This window comes from Acetobacter senegalensis (assembly GCF_001499615.1).
Taxonomy (GTDB): domain Bacteria; phylum Pseudomonadota; class Alphaproteobacteria; order Acetobacterales; family Acetobacteraceae; genus Acetobacter; species Acetobacter senegalensis.
The window spans coordinates 3,556,050-3,574,047 of sequence record NZ_LN606600.1; the positions used below are offsets into that span (position 1 = coordinate 3,556,050).

Here is a 17,998-nt window from a genome sequence, read left to right on the forward strand (position 1 = left end):
CACATCAGAAACCAGTACGGAACGTTACGATAGCATAAAAATGACTCAGGGTATTGTAAGTGGGAGCGCTGCCGCTGATTTCAGATCCAAAAATGCCGCGTGTCGTATGTGCATTAAGTTTTACGCTGTTGATTGCAGAATAAGATTTCACGTTGGCAAGGTTGTTGACCCAAAGCATAATTTCTGGAGATTTCATGAAAGAAAGCTGACGCCCAAGCCACGTATCTTTCTTAAGGCGTGCGCCAAGTGTCAGGTTTTCAGTCACAAGTTTGGGCAAATATTCGTCATTCATGAAAGTGGAATATTGGCGAGAAAAATAAGTGAGGTTGAAATTCCAGAAAAATGTTCCGTTATCCCAGTCTATGCCAAGGGAGGTCGTCCATTTCGGTGCATTGGTGGATGTTTTCCCTTTTGTTGGAAGGTAGTCATTGCCAACACGAATATTATTGTTGATGACGGAGTGGAGATACTGTGCGGAGACGTAAGGACGAAAATGATAAAAGGGACGGGTGCCAAGCTCAACATCCACCCCGTCACTGGTCTGGCCACCAGCATTGATATTTTCCGCAATCTGCTGATTACCAAGATAACCGTAAGTTGAAATCTGCCTGTTTGTAAAATTATAGTGGAAATAAGTAAGAGACCCGACAAAGAGTGAGTCGTTATATCTGACACCGGCCTCTTCAGATATGGAATATTCTTCTTTGACAGAATTACTCCCTTTGGAAGCGTAGGCTCCAGTGTTGGGATTCAGGGTTGTCAGCAGATAGCTATCGGGCGGAGCTTTAGCTCCGGTGGCCACTCCGGCAAAAACCTGCCAGTTGCGATTGATCTGGTAGTGTCCGCCAAGTTGCGGCAACAATTGAAGTTCGTTAAGACCAATCTTGTAAGGCAAGCCGGGCAGGCGCTGTGTCGCATTCCGATTAATCATTGTGACACGCATACCACCATCTATAACAAGTTTATCATGAAATAGTTTAAGTGTGTCCCCTGCGAAAAGAGCGCGTGTGGTCGTTATATCGCTATAATTTGCGGTATAATAATTCTGACCATTGGGCATTTTCAGAGTTTTACTTGACCATCCCCAAGGCGTGGTGGGAGAGCCATCGCTGTTAACACCAGTATAACCGGTGAGTGATGTGGAGTTATCATAATCAAACCAGTAACCAAAATAGGGATGGTTAGCACCAAGATCCAGCGTTGCTTTGGTAACAACGCCGCCACGCATTTCATTCAGGCTTGAATAAGATTCTGCATTGCCCGAATTTGTACCAGGCAACTGACCCGGAATAACCATGGCGGTAATTTGCTGATTACCATAATAGACCGTGTTCCCAAGATCTGTTCCTGCACCGTACACTTTATAATTATAAGCTGTGTAAGGCGTAACTTCGAATCTGACTTTTCCGACCCTGAATTTTGAGGGCGCAAGAATATTGTATGTGCGTGAATGGAGCCAGTTCTGCTTCCAATAGTCCGTGTTCTGCTCATTGGGATTATAATATCGCGCAAGCTGGTTTCCCCATCCCTGCTTGTGCCAGTTTGCCATGGTGGTGCTCCAATAGGGCTCATTCCCCGCGAGGCCGCGCATGAAACCACCAATAAGAGAGATTCTGTTGTCTGAATCCCACTCTTTCAGAATATGAAAGTCGAGATGTTGAAAACTTTCCTGACCAGGGCCGCGATAAAAAGAATCATGCTGGTTTGAGGCGGAAATAAAAGAGCGAATACCGGAATGGCCCCACTCACCAGTGTCAATGCGAACAAACTGGCGTGTGTAGTCACGTGATCCAGCACCAAAATCCACAAGCCCACCAAATTTCCTGGACGGATCACGGGTGGTTAGCGTGAACATGCCTCCAGACCCATTAATGGCGGCTGTATCGAGGTTGGATGAACCTGGCTGGGCGGAAACGGTGCCAATATTTTCACTATCCACAATCCACGCAAGATCAAGATTATAACCGCCCACACTGGAAAGAGGCATACCATTATAGGTATTGGCAATTTCGTCCTGCGTGAGACCCCGCATGGAGAGGGCGGATTTTTCGTGTCCGGCCGGATCTGTGTTGGCGACGACAACTCCGGGCATCATCTTAGCAAAGTTGTAAGCGTTCTGAGCAGGTGCCTGTTTGGCGATGTAGTCCTGTGAGACAGTGCTACGCGCCTTAGGAGCGGTCTGTAATCGGATCAGGCCACCGCCAGCAGCATGGCGTGTTACCCCAGAAGGAGAAACCGCAGCACTTACATCGATAAGTTCAGGTGATGTTCTGACAGGTTTGCTGGATTTTGCCCCAGCCATATGTGGTTTGGAAGAAGCCCTTACGCCTACAGCAGAAGAGTGGCGGGGAGTGCGCGTAGTGGCGGCTTTTGCAGTAAGGGGCGGCGAGAGAAATTTTTCGGCTATGGGAGAGAGCATGATGCTGGCCAGAAGGGTCGCATGGAATGTGTTGTTTCGGGGGAAGAGCCGACGCATCCGGGAAATCCTTGCGGCGCGGGGTAAGCGCGAGTGGGAGAAATGAACACCGGAAGTTGTTCCGGACTCCATATATTGCGTTAACAGAATGAACAGTGTTGACGAAATATGTCAACAAACAATGTTAACAATTTTTCTCTTAGATGATGGGACCCTGGAGAAATTGAGACAGCGGAACAGAAAGACCTGTTGTTGTCAGGGGAGCCTGTTTTGTGACCTTGTGCCCAAAGGACGATGCCGCAATATATGCGATGCTCTCAGCAAATGAGCAGTAAACTGGCACTGGTATGCGGGAAGAAAGAACTTTGTCCAATCCGGCAAGACCAGCGCCGGCCACAAGAATGTGATCGGCATGATCGTGGTGGATAAGATCAAGTGCGTTTTCCTGAAGAGCCTGAACAGTCTTCTCCAAGGATTTTGAGGCATGTTCACCGCTTTCAGGCAGTGTCCGGATACCTGCTATAGTGGGACCAAAATTTGTGGTAGCGACAAGTTCTTCTATTAACGGCTTCCAGGCATCTCCGCCTGTAATAATGCCCGTGCGGCCGCCTTTGTTACGGCAGGACTGGAGAGAGGCATGCGCCATACCTGTAACAGAACACTGGGTAATTTCCTGTAGGGCGGCAAGACCTGGATCGCCGAAACAGGCAATCAGCACGGTTGTATCGGGTTGGGCAAGGGCAGGATTTCTTTCATATTCACGAGCAAAAGCATCAAGTGTGGCATGCGCCGCAATAGCCAAAGAAGCGCGACAAGCGATATAGGAAGCGCCCAGACAAGCTGTTGTGCTGCTGATAGAGGTGTTGCCGGGAAGCTGTGCCCGTGCGCGGACGGCCAGTTTTTGCGTAAGGCTTGTATCGGTATTGGGATTAAGAATAAGAAGATGCCGCATGGGGTCCGTTTCTGATCTGGTCATTGGAAGGCCGGAACTTTCTCGCCCGGGAAGAAGAAATGAATCGGAAGGCAAAAGACGAATCATTGTTAACAATTATCGTTGACAATGCAAACTGACCCGCACGCGTTTAGGGGGGGAGGTTATAAACTGGGGAGAAAGAAAATTATGTTAGGGAGTGGGGTGACGTTGCAGGAAGAAGGGTTGGTTCCTGAAGAAAGCGTTGTGGCACAGGCGCTACGTGACGCTATTCTTGAGCGGAGGCTGGGGCCGGGAAGCCGATTGCCTGAAGAGCAGTTGGCCGAGATTTTTGCGTCGTCTCGCGGGCGTATCCGTCGCGTTCTACTGGCGCTTGCGCGGGAACGTATTGTTGTTATTCAGCCATCACGCGGCGCATTTGTAGCGTCACCAGACGCCGTGGAAGCCCGAGAAGTCTTGGCTGCGCGTCGAATGATTGAGGTAGGTGTCATGGAGCGCCCCTGCCAACCCTTGACGGAAGAGAAAAGGGATCTCTTGCAACAGGTCATTGAGGAAGAACATCGCGCGCACGCGGCCCATGATTCTGTTGCAATGATCCGTTGGTCCGGTCGGTTTCATCTGGAATTGGCACGTGGCCTGGGTAACACCGTGATTGCCGATATCATTTCAGAATTAATTTTGCGGACATCTCTGATCATAGCCATTTACGAACGTCAGCAGGCCACATGTTGTCTGAAAGCCGATCATGATTTGTTATTGTCTGCCGTAAATGCGCGGACATGGCCCGAAGCTGCCCGGTTAATGTCAAGACATTTGCTGGAAATTGAACAAAATCTGGATTTTTCAGCCCCAGCTCCCCCCACTATGTCACTAGGGTTAATTTTGCGGCGTTAGACTGATCTTGAGCCCAAAACTGAACGACGCAAGCAAATCATCAGGTCGCGGCAGGGAGCTATGTTACGCGGGTAAGACCCGAAAGCGGGGTAGGGAGTTCACCCGGAAATATTTGGGCAAGCTGGTGTTCAGGTAGCCTCATATGTTCGCAGAGGAGACCTGCTGCCACCGCGCGAAGATCTGTTGTGGGAGCAAGATCCCGGTTCTCAAAGAGTTGTGACGGTTTCAGACCAGGCCATGTGCCGCCGATCCGTCCTCCTGCTACCGAACCTCCCGCAACAAAGGCGACTGTTCCTGTCCCATGATCGGTACCACCTGTTCCATTCATACGAACAGTACGGCCAAACTCCGTCATGGCAAGCACCGCTGTATGATTCCAAGCGGCGCCAAGACTATCACGAAGGGCAACAATTCCTCTATCGAGTTGCCCCAACGGACCGTTAAGTCGGCCGACCTGTCCGGCGTGTGTATCCCACCCTCCAATTTCCAGCGCAGCGATGCGAGGGCCTTTCTGGTTTGCCATCATCTGTCCCGCTGCTGTGGCAAGTGTTGTAAATGTGTCGAGTTTTGGCCCTTTGCCCGCATGGGGTTGATGCGAGCGTGTTCCTACCACAACCTCAGAAAACCCACGTGCTTTCAGGGCACTTCGGAGTGCGGGGCCTGTTAGGGGGTCATTTGCATTGAGAGCAGCAATCTGATTGTACAGGTCTGCATCCGGGTGATGGCTTCCTGCTGGAGCATAACTTCCAACCCGGGCTTTCCCACGCAGAAGGAGGGGAACCGTCAGACCCATTGCCAAGCCGTAACCGTCCGGCCCACTTGTTTGGGAGTGTGAGAGAGCCATGACCGCGCGGTTAAGCCATCCGCTCGCCATTCGTTCGTCAGCGCCACTTTCAAGGTAATCCTGCGCTTCAAAATGAGAACGACTGCGGTAATGTCCTGCTACCGCATGGATGGGAAGAAGCTGGCCTTGGGTATAGAGTTCGTGCATTCCGGCCAAAGCAGGATGCAGTCCATAAAATCCTCCCAGATCAAACATCCCATGTTCCTGTCCGGGTTCAGGAAGAAGCAAAGGGCTACGATGGGAAGCGAGATAAGGGTCTCCATAAGGCGTTACAGCAGCCATGCCGTCCAGTGCCCCACGAAGAATAATAACAATAAATCTCGGGTCATTCAGGTTGGCTGTCTGTCCGGCTAAAGCCAATGAAGTGCTACCAAGTGTCCAACTGGCAGCCAACCCTAGCAGCGCGGTGCGACGGTGGATTTTCATGATGTTAACGCCTCTGAAATTCAGGGGAGGAAAACAGCAGTGTCAAGGCATCCTGCCGAGCCCCCGCCTGACGCATGGCCGTAACCGTTGATTGACGGAGCGCAGGACCCAGCGTTGCGTGAGCAATGTCCATTGGATCTTCCGATCGGACATGTGCTGCCATACGCCAAGCCCAGTCCGTGCGCGCCAGCATGTCGGCCGGAGCGGCCCAGTCTGTTGCAAGGTCACTCCAACCATTAGGCAAAGGTGCCGTCCACAGCGGTTGCCCCAGACCGGCGAACGCAGAAAAGAGGGTATGGGACGAGGAATGCGGGTCGTCTGGTTGCGTGGAGATATCCTGGAGCGAAAGAGCGCGCATGACTGCTGTTGCATAATCCATGGGAGAACGAAACTTGCCTGGAGGTCTTTGAGCCCCCGGAAGATCCGCCAAGGCCACGGAAGCCATGGTCAAATCGCCTCCCGTATCATGCAACACCCCAGAAATATGGCTCACATCCTGCGGAGAAGGAGTATCGGAAATAAAATGCGTCACAAGTTTTGTTGCAATATGACGATACGTTGAGGGGTGCGTTCCCAAGAAATGCAGTGCCTGTAATCCGCCAACTTCTCCTTCAGGGAAAGTCTGTCCCATTACGGTTTTTTCTCCTGGCTCATGCTTGCCGGGCTGGAATGCAAAACCGGGGCGGTCAGCTTTCATGTCCACAGTCCACCCTGTCAGAATAGCTGCGAAGGAGGTGACGTCAGCCTGAGTATATCCTGCCGCCGGTGATACAGTGTGCAGTTCCAGACATTCTCGTGCCAGATTTTCGTTCAATCCACGATGATAATGCTTGCCCACCGGGCTGGACGGACCAATGGATGAGGCATTATCAAGATACATGAGCATCGCAGGGTGCTGCATGACAGCCACGAGCATATCTACGAACCGCCCTGTAATATGCGGCCGAATAGCTTCGCGCATATAAGCTCCAACAATGCCGCGCGTGCTGCCCTGACGAAGACTGACTGTAAAATGATTGAACCAGAACCATGCCAACCGCTCACGGAACGGCTGCTGGGAGGTCAGCACGTTATTGAGTTGAGTTGTCACTTCAGCCTGAAAGATTGGTTTGATCAGCGGATCCCCTTGCATCTTGTTCATGCGTTGGGTGCGCAACATGATCAGGGCGTCCGCACAACTGCCAACACCAGTGAATGAAGCCTTGTCAGTCGTATGCAGTTGGCTGGCGAGCCAGTCCTTTATGGAAAGTAGCGGCTGTTCCGGACCGCTGGCCCCCAAACCAAATCTGTTTATGGTTCCAAGAGACACCACATCTTCTCCTTCTTCGGAACTGCCGGGAGAGGTATTGCTGGTAATCTCGTTAATAGACACGTGATTACAGCTATTTTGTGTCAATTACGTTGCAGACAGAGGAATGACCTTTTGGAGGCAACGGCTGACAGCGCGTGCAATAAAGATGCTGGCGAGAGATTCAGCCTCTGAATGAACTCTCCACATCTCACATGTTATTTCCAACTATCTGATAAAATGGGAGAAATGGCTGTTTATTAGACGCGTATGGCTTAATGTCATGACCCACTGAAAGCGATCAACTCGCGTATAGACGCTCTTGAGCGTGCGCTGCCTACTACGACCATAGTTACCTACATAATGCACAGGAGATGATAGGCTGGTACCTCTGCCGTCGATATTAAAGGACGCATAATGGCAGACAGAATTTGATAGGTATGACTTTTGAAAGAAATTGAAAGAAAAGTGATGGATACCTCCCCCCAAGAAGGGAGGGGGAGGTATCCATCATCTACATTTTACTGGTGAATGTCTGTCGGCCAGAATGGATTACTTTCTGCCGCAAAGCATTTTTCTGGCCGACAGTATTTGCATTGATTTAGTAAAGTTCTGGAACAATCATGGAATCTGGCGTGGGTTGCCGCTCGTAGTCGGGATGATGAACACGGGGAGGAAGCACAACGTCTGGGTGCTGAACAGCTTCATACGGCACCAAAGACAAAAGGTGAGAAATGCAGTTCAGGCGAGCCCGCTTCTTGTCCACCGCCTGCACAACCCACCAAGGAGCCTCCGGTATGCTGGAACGCTCAAGCATGGTTTCTTTTGCAAGGGTGTAGTTTTCCCACCTCCGGCGGCTCTCCAGATCCATGGGTGACAATTTCCATTGCTTCAATGGATCTTCAATTCGGGCCTGGAACCGGGTTTCCTGTTCATCATCAGTGATGGAAAACCAATATTTTACGATCTGAATGCCGCTGCGAACCAGCATACGCTCGAATTCCGGTACAGACCGGAAAAACTCTTCATACTGGTCATCCGAGCAAAAACCCATAACGCGCTCAACACCAGCACGGTTGTACCAACTCCGGTCGAACAGAACCATCTCACCAGCCGCAGGCAGGTGGGACACATAGCGCTGAAAATACCACTGGGTCCGTTCACGGTCATTAGGAGCGGGTAGGGCCGCGACGCGGCAGATACGCGGGTTAAGGCGCTGGGTAATGCGTTTGATAGCGCCGCCTTTACCTGCAGCGTCTCGTCCTTCAAAAATGACAACCAGACGATGGCCTGTAGCTTTCACCCAGTCCTGAAGTTTGACCAGTTCGCCCTGAAGGCGGATCAGTTCACGAAAGTAGGTACGGCGAAAGGCTCGGTCAGCAGCGCTGGTGGCGCCGCCAACGACTTCCTCTTCCAGAGAAAGTTCAAACTCCTCATCCAGATCATCTATGATTTCGCGTCGAATTTTTTCCCGCTCACATTCGGTTGCAGATGCGAGATTTAAATCCTGATCGTCAGACATTGCTTACCCTTCACCAACACTCTCGTGGCTTTGATATGGCATCTTATCAGGTGGGAAATGATAGAAGCTTGAAACTTCTATGAAACTTCATTTCGTCCATATATTTCAAAAAGTTGTGGTCATATTCAATCCGGTGACGACACCATTACGAATAGCACGCCCTGTGTCAGGGTCACGACTGACACCGCCAACATTCAGAAAATATTGAAAATCGGGCTGAAGGATCAGATAGGGGGTAACCGCTGCCTGATATGTCAGTTCAATATGGTGCTCTGGTCTTAACTGATAGGGTACACTCGTCCCCAGACGGACTGCATCATGTGCACTCCGAATGGCCTGATGCCCGTAAAGGCTGGTTCCCCAGGCAAGACCAATTGTATCATCAGGCCGCCCAGGAAGAAGTTCATCAAAAGTCAGGCCACTCTGTATTTCAACCGAAAAGCGGTTTCTTTGACCGTTACTCACAATGGTTCTGACAAACAGATTGATTGTCTTGCCGGACTCTTTTGTTTTACGCCAGATCATCTGGTCAAGGAGGGCATATGCCATCCAGTTCCCATGATGATAACGCGGAATACCGGTGCTGATGGCGCTCGCCAACAGATTACCTTGATTGTCATATCGCTGATCAGGAAAGCGGCCGGTGTCATACAGCCCGCCTATCTTCCAGGTTCCGGGCAGGGCTGGGGCGTCTTTTCCTGCCAGTCTTCGGGCCATATCCATCCAAAGCTGGGCCTCGCCCATAAAAAGCGTTCCGCCACTTGTAGAAAATAATGTTCCCGTTGGATCCCGCGTTGTGGGATTGACGTTGCTATAGAAAGGCCCACGGGTAGGATTATCATTGGTAATCGCGCCCATCAGAACCAGAGGAGGGGCAGGGGTCCACTTGACCCGAGCGCCCACAGCAGAGAAAGGCCAGGAAGGCCCCCCGGAATAGAGATTGCTTGATGTTGAAAGAGGCCACCCGAAGCTTGAGTTCAGGAAGAAGGACGCGTTCTGGCTGACCAGAAATTCGGTATCCAGATCAATAGTACCCACCCGGATATCCAGCCGGTTGTTGAAAAAACCTTGCCCATACCAGAGTTCAAAAAGGCGGGTGGAACGCCCGACATCGTAACCACTGACAGCATTGAGTGCACCGAGACGTTCATTGGTGAGTGATCGCCCCCGGATCTGCAATGCACTGACGTTCAGAAGGCCTCCCTGCCACCCGAAGGCCTGTTGAGTACTCAGAGAAACGGCAACGGCGGTCATCCCATCATATGTTGGTCCGGGATGAAGACCTCCGCCAGCAAGCCCCCATAATTCCTCAACATCCTGGATGGTTACTCTTACCCCTTGCCGGGTAAGCCAGTCTCGAGCGCCGCCAGCATTTCCGAGCAGTTCTGTGTTTGAATCTTCCGGAGGCTGTACAAAGCCCGGGGCGGGCGTTGGAAGAGGCACACCGGATGGCAGAATATCAGTGGTAAGGGGTATATCTGCGGCAGACACCACATCAGCCTTGTTCATACTGGCCGCGAGAACAAGAGCTAGAACGGCATGACGTGTGGCCCGGATACAAAATGACCCCACGTGTTCAGAACCTCCTAATGAAATACACAGCAACCAATATCATGCACGAGGGAAGAATGGCAGGAAGTGGGGAGAAAGTCTAAACCGGGCAGGGCACCATCCATGAATGATGATTGCATATCGTGCCTATGCATCCCTGCCTCTGCTTCCTTCCCTACCATCATCCCGCCTACCATTAGTTGGGGAGAGGAAATCTTGAACAAACAAAGAGCTATGTCATATTAAACTATCATGAAACTTCCCTTGTTGCTGGAAAGAAGTCAGGAAAACGTAGGCTCAGAAATCTGCCGTAACCGCCAAACGCGCAGAAATTGGTTCAAGCGGATGGCCAGTTGCACCTGATTGTATGGCTGCTGTTGGTGTAAGACGATAATCATACGCATATTGCGCGGCGTAAGCGCGTGTATTGAAAACATTGAACACGCTGGCTTCCAGCTTGATGGTTTTATTGAAACGATAGCCAAGCGTCATATTCACCTCCTGATATCCTTTGGACGGTAAACTATTGTCCTCCACCAAGGGATAGCCACCGAGCCACCGCACCTGTAAGCCCCCATACCAGGGACCGCGGTCCACCATGACCCCAAATGACCACACAAAACTGGGTGCATTGGTGACATAGGTGCCATCAATACCGTAACTGGAAAGATTTTTTGCGCGATAGCGCGCTTTGGCAAATGACAGATCGGTATTGAATTCAAGCCAGGTGAACGGGTTGTACTGAGCGGAAAATTCCACACCTTGTCGGCGGCTGGCAGGGCCGGGAGAGGTGACACCGGCATCACCATCGTAGCTCAGCTCAGAATCAAAATCGATCATAAAGGCCGCAGCCTGAACATGCAGATGAGAAAAAGGCGTGGTGCGTACACCCACTTCTCCACTAACGGCAGATGTCATGAGGGGAACGTGGACTGATCCTTTTGTAAATTCGTCCGACGCATAAGAGCCTGAAACAGACCGGAAATCGTTGGAGTGAAACCCACGTCCTCCGCTCAGGTAGAATTCTGTTTTTTTCCAAGGCCCAAAGACAAGGCTACCTTTGGGCTGAAACAGCCACTGGTGTTTTCGGGTCAGACTATTATCGACAAGGTTGTTATCCGTGCCTCCCTGATAGTCTTCCCGAAGACCCACCACTGTTCGCAGCCACGGCAGCCAGTGCGTGGTGTTTTGCACAAACAGTCCCACCGCACCGAGATTAATGGTGTCCGCGTTACACAGATAGGGAACTGTGGCCTCAAGACTAGATGGGCAGTTTGGCAACGTAATGCGCTGGTGTGTGTGACGACGATCCACATACAGAAAATCATATCGCCCCTGCACACCTACCCGTGTTTCTGTTTGGATCAGGCCGACGTGATCCTGACGGGAATAGACGCTGCTCCCCCCAACAGTTGTACGTGTTTCATCTTGCTGTTGCTGATCTCCATTGACTGGATCATCCAGATAATGGGTAAAATTGTTCCACAATGTCAGCCGATCATGCACAGCAAAAGCGCTGGTCACCCATTTCCAGTTATCCCGTGCAAGATGATAATGAGCAGAAAGGCTATAACGCTCGGAAAAACCTCCATCCGTGGGGTCTAAAGAGCCATAGCGCCCAATCAATCCTTCCCGATATGCATCAAGTGGCTGATCATTGGTTGCTCGCCATTGGCCGCGGTAGAACATGGCGGTAAGATCAAAACCATTCTTGGTGCTTCCGTAGGTATACCGTGAAAGAGCACGCATGCTGCGGGCATTATCTGGATACCTCCATGGACCATCAGAATGGGAAAGGGTGAAGGCATTGACCCACCGGCCGGTATTGGAAAAATGGGTTGTACCACCGATATAGGCACGATAATCACCCAGAGTTCCCGCGCTCAGACTGATCTGCCGGGGAATGTCATCCGCCAGTTTCATATGATCGGAGCCAGCAACCCCAAAATCTCCAATATCGGCGTGAAATGGCCCTTTTGTATAATCGACGCCTGCCAGCACCTCTGGGATAAGAAAATTGAGATCTGTATAACCTTGACCATGAGCATTGCTGACACCGTTAACTGGCATGTCATCAACAAATGTTGCGAGGTCTGTACCATGATCCAGATTAAAGCCCCGTAACAGGAACTGGTTCGCCTTTCCTTCACCGGAATGGGAGGTCACCACCAGTCCGGGAACGGCTTCCAGAATTTGACCGACACGATACACAGGCCGAAGTTGGATTTCGCGTGCAGTCAGGGAGCCTTCACTCGCCGTGCCAGCCCGCCCCAACAGATCATGCCGGGAGGCCGTTACCTGAATTGTTTCAGAGGCGCCGTCTGTGGAGGTGACCTTCCTGACATCCTGTGCAGTAGACGGACGGTGGGGCGCGCCTGTTGGGTTAGGACGGTCTTTTTTTGTGGCGGGGGCAACCTGTTCAGCTCTTTTCTTTGGCTCTACCGACGGTGATAACCCCGCTGCCAATGCGTGCCCGAAGAATGGAGTAAGACCAGCAAAGAAAATGACTGTGGGAAAGAAAGATAACTTGTAACGGACGGTACAATTTGTATGAACAAAGAAAAATGGGAGATGAAGACAAACGGTCATGATGGTCCTGCGGCACGGCAGAGGCCTGACGGTCTTCCAAAGCGTAAGTACGTATCATGCGTGTATGATGGAACGTTTCTGATCAATTTGACCCAAGAAGAAGGCCAACACAGATTTTCGATAGCAGAGCCAGCGAATAGAAGACCAAACGCGCAGGAAAGAGCAGACGCAGAAGAGCGGGCCATTAGCCATTATAAAAATGGGGAAGAGAAAACGCTGATGTGAATCAGCGCAATGCGGTGCTCTGGCGCATCTGGATATGGAAATATCTGTGTGTGTGCGGCAAAAGAATGAACGGAGTTAAGGTTTCCATCGTTTGTCTTTCTGGAAAACGGCCATCCCCGACCGGTATCCGGGCTTATCACGACGATGGCAGGTCTCCTGACTCGCGGATCACGGAGTTCTGCTTAGCCTTCCCAGTCCAAACGAACCAGTGACCTGTTTCTGCAAGGAAACATAACAAACAGACTCTCACCGCCAACAGTTGCGGGGGCAGTTGCTGACTGACTTCCGGACATCATGTCCAGCCGAAGCATACAGCATTCCCTTTTCATCCGTTTGCACGGAACCATCGACTATGCGCCCTTTATAAGCGTGGAATTACGATGATTTCAATACAGACACGCACGGAAACAAGGATATTCCGCCCGTATTTGAGATTGTCGGCTTGTACCAGAACGTGTCAGACAGATGTTGTCAGTTCCCCCTATACGGTCAGGCAGTAGGGGCGGTTACTCAAGCTCTATGATCGTTTCTACCCCATCATGCCAATAATGACGCCAACTACATCAACCATACCGTTTTTCGTAACTGATGAAGGGCTTTTATTGTTCTGGGATTTTACGGCGAAGAAGATAGATATCCATGATCCAGCCATGGTGCGCACGTGCCTGAGCACGAGTGGTAATGATCTCCGGTCCAATTTCCGACAAAGCGCCAGAAAGCAAAATCTGTTCTGGCATACCAACATACGCACCCCAATAGATAATGACATCTTGTGAGGGGATATGCTGGAAAGAACACTCTCCATCCAGCATGACAATGAGCGTATTGCTTCCTTCAGGCCAGCCATGATCGCGTAACTGACGCCCGGTTGTGACAGTAAACGGTGCGCCTATATCATTAAGGGCGATCGTATGGGCTGCAGCCAGCATATTAAGAGACATGATTCCCGGAATGCTGCGTATTCTTGGAGCGGGCTGAAGCCTGGAGGCAATGCGCAGGGTACTGTCATAAAGAGAAGGGTCTCCCCATACCAGCAAAGCGACTGTACCGCCTTGGGGTAAATTAACCTCTATGGTTTCCTGCCATACGCGGGCAATCGCATCATGCCATTGCAGCACGCCATGACGATAATTCGGATCAGCAACATCACGACGCGGCATCTCGAACTCTACGATACGGCAGGCCGAATTGGTCAGAGCCTGCTCACAAATTGTATGTCGCAGATCGGCCAGATCCGCCTTGTTCGGACCTTTGCGGGGAATAAGAATGAGATCGGCCGCATTGAGTTCGCGTACCGCCTGCAAGGTCAAGTGGTCAGGATTTCCCGTTCCTATACCAACAAGAACCAGATCAAGCATGAACGATTTTCCTCAGGAGGGTCAGTAGATGTTCCATAAAGGATGCTGTCGAAGGCATGATTGTTTTCCCGAAAATACGTATTTGCCGGCGCAAGCATGTATTTACGGCGCGCATGCCAAACGCTCCTTTAGATAGCCTTTGGAAGGAACTGTTCAGTAAGTAAGGCTTGGGGAATACGGCAGAGAGACGGTGTGCTGCAGTCATCCAGCTGGAGCCCTCCGCCGGGAACAGGTAATGCGGATCATGTTGCTGGGGCAATCAGATGGAAAAACGTGCCAGTTGCCAGACCTCGGCGTGAACCCGCCTCTGGCACGGCGTTACCATTCGCATCGACTGCCAGAGCCAGCGTGTTATCAGGTTGATTTGTAATGCTGGCATAATGGAATTCATGCCCACGCAAACGCTGCCCCGCATTGTAGCCGGGAATGGGGGCAGTAAGGGTGACCAGCCTGTAACCCAGATGCATACGGCGCTTGGCGAAAGATGTTTCCAGACCAAGCAGCCCAGTCATGCGGTGGCTTACTCCTTGCGCATCAATCAAGCTTGTTCCCATGACCATGTAGCCGCCACACTCCCCATGAACAGGCCGGGTGAGCGCAAATTCTCGCAATTTTTGGTGGAAATGAGTTGCTGTTGCCAGAGTGCCCGCATGCAGTTCCGGATAACCACCGGGAAGCCAGCAGACATCTGCAGCTGGATCTGGTGCTTCGTCAGCAAGGGGAGAGAACGGTACAATTTCGGCCCCAGCAGCGCGCCACCCTTCAAGAAGATGAGGATAAATAAATGAAAAGGCCGCATCCCTTGCCAGAGCAATACGCTGACCCGGAGGAGATATGCTGACGGACGTGGCGCTAAGCTGATGAGTATTGCCAGCCATGGCCAGAATAAGGTCCATATCCACATGCGCGGCAATGAACTGGCCCAGTTCGTCCAACAGTGAGGCGAGGTGAGGTTGTTCTTCAGCCTGCACCAGACCGAGATGCCGTTCGGGTAACGTCACAGCTCCGTGCCTAGGGAGAGCACCCACTACAGGGAGCCCTGCCGTTTCCATGCCAATACGGATCAAAGCTTCATGCCGTAGGCTGGCTACCCGATTGAGAATAACCCCGCCCAGTCTGACATCTGGAGAGAACGTTGCGAAGCCATGGGCGATAGCTGCGGCAGACTGCGCCTGCCCGGAAACATCCAACACGAGCAGAACCGGCCACCCAGTGAATGCTGCCAAATCTGCACTGGCACCATTCCCGGCTTCGCCCGCTTCTGCCACACCGTCAAACAGGCCCATTGAGCCTTCCGCGATCATCAGGTCAGCATCGGCCAGATCCCCGATCAGGCCAGAAAGCCGCTCCGCAGACATGGCCCAACTGTCAAGGTTGAAGGAAACGCGACCAGACGCGGCCTTGTGAAAAGCGGGGTCTATATAATCCGGCCCATTCTTGAACGGCTGAATATCAAGCCCACGAGCCTTCAACGCAGCGATAATACCCAGAGTCACCATGGTCTTGCCCGCGCCGGAAGCGGGAGCTGAAATAATCAGACCAGGACAGTTCGGGCGATCAGGCATCACGTTGTCTCTGGAAAGCGTGGAGTAGTGCCGAGAGGACGGAAACGGCGGTCATAATCCGCAGCATAGAGGCGACTTGTCTCAAAATCCGTAGCCCCCAGTGATCTACCAACCAAAATAAGGGCCGTCCGTTCAAGTTCACTTGCCAGCTCATTTGCCAGTGCACCACCAAGTGTTTCCAAGGTAGCACGAACAATACGCTCATCCGGCCAACTGGCACGCCAGACAATGGCAACCGGACAATCGCTTCCATAATGAGGCGTCAGTTCCGCCACGACGCGGTCCAGCACATGGATGGACAGGTGAATGGCAAGCGTTGCCCCGGTCGCTGCGAAGGCTGCCAAGTTCTCGGCTGGTGGCATGGATGTTGCGCGCCCAGACGTACGTGTCAGCACGACCGACTGAACAACGCCCGGCAAAGTCAGTTCGGTTCCCAACGCAGCAGCGGCAGCAGCGAAGGAAGGAACACCGGGCGTTACATCATAAGGAATTCCTAAGGCGCGTAAGCGGCGTAATTGTTCTCCCATAGCCGACCATACGGAGAGGTCACCAGAATGCAGCCGAGCAACGTCTTGGCCGGCTGCATATGCCGTTTCAATTTCCGCAATGATCTCGTCCAGAGAAAGAGGAGCCGTGTTGATGATCCGCGCCCCCGGAGGGCAATAGTCAAGCAGAGCCTCCGGCACCAGAGACCCGGCATAAAGGCAGACTGGACTGGCTGCTATCAGATCGCGTCCACGCAGGGTAATCAGGTCTGGGGCTCCTGGTCCGGCACCAATGAAGTGAACAGTCATGCCATGGTGTCCTTCTGAGTCAGATTTCCGGCCATACTTGATCATGCTAATTCCGCAATAGCCGCGGTTGTCATGCCATCGGTTGAAACAGTACGACGCACCATCAGACGCGCCCCAAACCCGGCACCAGCCAATGCCGTAGCTTCTGCAATACAACCAGTTCCAAAACGCAGCATGATTCGCTCTGAGCGGGTAGGCGTGCTGATGCCTGCCAGCGTTTCCATTGCGATTGCACGAACAGGCACGCCCAGTTCTTCAGCCAGCGCGATAAACACTGGCGTGCATGCCTTGTGCGCAAGCGTGGCCACAGCCCCAACGCTTTCGTGGCCGCGTGCTGCATCCAATGCGTTCCTGAGCGAGGTGAGGGTAGCTGCCTCCCGAAAACCAAAACCAGCAACTTTCATCTTACGATGTTCCATTGCACGATGGGACGCGCCGGAATCCAGCCCTGCATAGTCCCTAAAGGGGCAGCATTTGCCAATTCTATCCGCAAAAGATCTCCCCCCTTGTGCCCATACCATGTGGCCAGGAGCGCTTCTGTCTCCAGCGTCACGCCATTGGCTACAATGCGCGTGCCCGAAGGAACATTTTCCCACACATACTCCAGCATTGCAGAGCTGGCACCACCGCCAATAAATACGGCATCGGGTGTCGGTAGATCGTGAAGTATCTGCGGTGCCCGACCTTCCACCACCTGAATGACCGGCTCTAGACCTAAGGCACTGGCTGACGCGCGAATATTTGCTGCACGATCTGCTCGCGGTTCTACAGCAATAGCTTGTCCACTCGCCAGGCACCATTCCAGAGAGATTGATCCGGACCCTGCACCGATATCCCACAACAGATCTCCCGGTCGGGGAGCTAGCGTGGAAAGGGTGAGAGCGCGGATAGGCCGTTTCGTAATCTGTCCATCATGGAGAAACGTATTGTCTGGCAGGCCGGACGCACGACTTAGTCCCGCAGGACCACACAAAGTAAGCGCGACAGCAACGGGAGCTCTTACATCAGTATAAGCAAACTGCTGACATATCACAGTGCGAATACGTTCCTGCGGTCCGCCCAGTGCCTCCATTATGTGGAGCGTTGAGGACCCAAAGCCCTGTTCCGTAAGCCATTTGGCCAAGGAACCAACAGCAGAGCCATCTCGTATCAAGCAGATGATACGCCCTTTGGAATGTAGAACGGGCTTTAACCGTTCAAATGGTGCCGCATGCAGGGCTATGCACGCCACATGCTCCAGCGCCCACCCCAGCCTGCTCGCCGCAAGAGAGAAAGTGGAGGGAGCCGGATGCGCAATCCATTCTTCTGGTGAGAGGTTAGCTGCAAGACGGGTGCCAGCACCAAACCAGAAGGGGTCTCCTGATGCCAGCACAACGACCTTCCGACCACGGGCAGCCAGAACGGGATCAATGGAAAATGGGACCGGCCATGGGCAGCCACGGTCGCCCGCATTAATCAATGCCAGATGACGGGGGCCACCAAAAATCAGCTCAGCGTTGGCTAGTTCAGTCTGGCGCGCTGCGGGTAAACCTGCCATTCCGTCTTCACCAAGACCGATGATGATAAGCCAAGGGGCAGCCGGGGAGTTAGCCATA

General features: G+C 52.2%; 14 protein-coding genes and 1 riboswitch. Of the genes, 2 read left to right on the forward strand and 12 right to left on the reverse strand.

All coding sequences use genetic code 11. The features are described from left to right. Nucleotides 1-4: 4 nt before the first annotated feature. Complete coding sequence (locus ASN_RS16380; protein ID WP_231948289.1) at nucleotides 5-2,302, reverse strand: TonB-dependent receptor; 2,298 nt, start codon at nucleotides 2,300-2,302, stop codon at nucleotides 5-7. A gap of 313 nt (nucleotides 2,303-2,615) precedes the next feature. Continuing rightward, a complete protein-coding gene (locus tag ASN_RS16385) occupies nucleotides 2,616-3,368 on the reverse strand; it encodes an aspartate/glutamate racemase family protein (RefSeq protein WP_050942244.1) in 753 nt (250 codons plus the stop codon). Between the two features lie 168 nt (nucleotides 3,369-3,536). On the opposite strand from ASN_RS16385, the gene ASN_RS16390 reads away from it, so the two are divergent. Then, nucleotides 3,537-4,241: a GntR family transcriptional regulator gene (locus ASN_RS16390; protein WP_058988842.1), complete on the forward strand. Its 705-nt coding sequence runs from the start codon at nucleotides 3,537-3,539 to the stop codon at nucleotides 4,239-4,241. A 58-nt stretch (nucleotides 4,242-4,299) separates the two neighbouring features. On the opposite strand, the gene ASN_RS16395 is transcribed toward ASN_RS16390, so the two are convergent. The 5 genes from ASN_RS16395 to ASN_RS16415 form a co-directional block, all read right to left on the reverse strand. Then, a complete protein-coding gene (locus tag ASN_RS16395; protein ID WP_058988843.1) occupies nucleotides 4,300-5,511 on the reverse strand; it encodes a DUF1501 domain-containing protein in 1,212 nt (403 codons plus the stop codon). A gap of 4 nt (nucleotides 5,512-5,515) precedes the next feature. Continuing rightward, nucleotides 5,516-6,883: a DUF1800 domain-containing protein gene (locus ASN_RS16400; protein WP_231948290.1), complete on the reverse strand. Its 1,368-nt coding sequence runs from the start codon at nucleotides 6,881-6,883 to the stop codon at nucleotides 5,516-5,518. A gap of 517 nt (nucleotides 6,884-7,400) precedes the next feature. Further along, nucleotides 7,401-8,321, reverse strand: a complete 921-nt coding sequence (gene ppk2, locus ASN_RS16405) for a polyphosphate kinase 2 (RefSeq protein WP_058988844.1) — start codon at nucleotides 8,319-8,321, stop codon at nucleotides 7,401-7,403. A gap of 105 nt (nucleotides 8,322-8,426) precedes the next feature. Next, nucleotides 8,427-9,893, reverse strand: coding sequence for a carbohydrate porin (locus tag ASN_RS16410; protein WP_058988845.1), 1,467 nt, complete (start codon nucleotides 9,891-9,893; stop codon nucleotides 8,427-8,429). 276 nt (nucleotides 9,894-10,169) lie between these two features. Beyond that, a complete protein-coding gene (locus ASN_RS16415; protein WP_058988846.1) occupies nucleotides 10,170-12,338 on the reverse strand; it encodes a TonB-dependent receptor in 2,169 nt (722 codons plus the stop codon). Nucleotides 12,339-12,422: 84 nt separating this feature from the next. Between ASN_RS16415 and ASN_RS20010 the strand changes: the two genes are divergently transcribed. Further along, nucleotides 12,423-12,686 carry a hypothetical protein gene (locus tag ASN_RS20010; RefSeq protein WP_058988847.1) on the forward strand — a complete coding sequence of 88 codons (264 nt, stop codon included), beginning with the start codon at nucleotides 12,423-12,425 and terminating at the stop codon, nucleotides 12,684-12,686. Between the two features lie 129 nt (nucleotides 12,687-12,815). Continuing rightward, nucleotides 12,816-13,049, reverse strand: a riboswitch (cobalamin riboswitch). A gap of 236 nt (nucleotides 13,050-13,285) precedes the next feature. On the opposite strand, the gene cobF is transcribed toward ASN_RS20010, so the two are convergent. The 5 genes from cobF to ASN_RS16445 all read right to left on the reverse strand — a co-directional run bounded on the left by cobF (nucleotide 13,286) and on the right by ASN_RS16445 (nucleotide 17,997). After that, complete coding sequence (gene cobF, locus ASN_RS16425) at nucleotides 13,286-14,044, reverse strand: precorrin-6A synthase (deacetylating) (protein WP_058988848.1); 759 nt, start codon at nucleotides 14,042-14,044, stop codon at nucleotides 13,286-13,288. A gap of 242 nt (nucleotides 14,045-14,286) precedes the next feature. Next, nucleotides 14,287-15,609 carry a cobyrinate a,c-diamide synthase gene (locus ASN_RS16430; RefSeq protein ID WP_058988849.1) on the reverse strand — a complete coding sequence of 441 codons (1,323 nt, stop codon included), beginning with the start codon at nucleotides 15,607-15,609 and terminating at the stop codon, nucleotides 14,287-14,289. Further along, a complete protein-coding gene (gene cobM / locus ASN_RS16435) occupies nucleotides 15,609-16,403 on the reverse strand; it encodes a precorrin-4 C(11)-methyltransferase (RefSeq protein WP_058989422.1) in 795 nt (264 codons plus the stop codon). Before cobM ends, ASN_RS16430 begins: the two co-directional genes overlap by 1 nt. A 41-nt stretch (nucleotides 16,404-16,444) precedes the next feature. Further along, nucleotides 16,445-16,807 (reverse strand): cobalamin biosynthesis protein, encoded by a 363-nt coding sequence (locus ASN_RS16440; RefSeq protein WP_006557186.1) that lies wholly within the window; start codon nucleotides 16,805-16,807, stop codon nucleotides 16,445-16,447. Further along, on the reverse strand, nucleotides 16,804-17,997 hold the full coding sequence (locus tag ASN_RS16445) for a bifunctional cobalt-precorrin-7 (C(5))-methyltransferase/cobalt-precorrin-6B (C(15))-methyltransferase (RefSeq protein ID WP_058988850.1): 1,194 nt from the start codon (nucleotides 17,995-17,997) through the stop codon (nucleotides 16,804-16,806). The genes ASN_RS16440 and ASN_RS16445 overlap by 4 nt, the downstream gene beginning before the upstream one ends. Nucleotide 17,998 lies beyond the last annotated feature (1 nt).